The sequence below is a fragment of the Rickettsia sp. TH2014 genome (genome assembly GCF_019249195.1).
GTDB lineage: Bacteria > Pseudomonadota > Alphaproteobacteria > Rickettsiales > Rickettsiaceae > Rickettsia > Rickettsia felis.
In genome coordinates, this window is the sequence record NZ_MXAX01000109.1 from 1 (window position 1) to 639 (window position 639).

Here is a 639-nt window from a genome sequence, read left to right on the forward strand (position 1 = left end):
GGTTCAAACACCATAAGAGATGGTGTTAATATCAACACTATAGAACAAAAGAAGATGCAGGTATTACCTGCTGAAATCATGTCTCTACCTAACTTATCGTGTTTTGTTAAGTTAGCTGGACATTATCCGATTTCTAAACTAAAGATGAAATGGCAGAATTGATCTAATGGTTATTAATTAATGTATTATTTAGGTTGGGATATTTGATGCATAAATATTTATTTTTATTAGTATTCATTGTATCAATAAGTTATATGCAAGATGTCTATGCTATATCCTATGAAGAGGATCCGATTGGAATAACGCTGTGTACATTGTCATGGGGTGTAAGACACAAAGTAACAAAATCTATAGCCATAATAGGGGTAATTGGATTTGCATTATTGGCATTAAGAGGTAAGATATCATGGCAATATTCCCTAATGATCATTTGTGGTATAGTTATCATTATGCAAACGGATGAAATACTGAGATTTCTTAATACGCTAAAAGTAATAGATTTTGGTAAAGATCCATATGTTTGTACAGGAAGAATTCAATAATCACTTCGGCTCTGCTGCAGCTAATGATTTACTTGATTTATTTAATTCAAAGTTCATTTTTCGTGTTGGTGATCAGCAAACAGCACATAGATCGGCA

At 32.2% G+C, this 639-nt stretch carries 2 protein-coding genes; both read left to right on the forward strand.

Translation table 11 applies throughout. The annotated features are described in order from the left end of the window. Nucleotides 1–12: 12 nt before the first annotated feature. The gene (locus KYQ89_RS01995; protein ID WP_371920388.1) at nt 13–162 is read left to right on the forward strand and encodes a type IV secretion system DNA-binding domain-containing protein; all 150 of its coding nucleotides are present in this window, start codon (nt 13–15) and stop codon (nt 160–162) included. Between the two features lie 92 nt (nt 163–254). Next, the gene (locus KYQ89_RS08200) at nt 255–542 is read left to right on the forward strand and encodes a TrbC/VirB2 family protein (protein ID WP_371920389.1); all 288 of its coding nucleotides are present in this window, start codon (nt 255–257) and stop codon (nt 540–542) included. Nucleotides 543–639 lie beyond the last annotated feature (97 nt).

Coding starts and splice junctions, on each gene's coding strand:
- KYQ89_RS08200 (WP_371920389.1), top strand. CDS start 255: ATGCAAGATGTCTATGCTATATCCTATGAAGAGGATCCGATTGGAATA.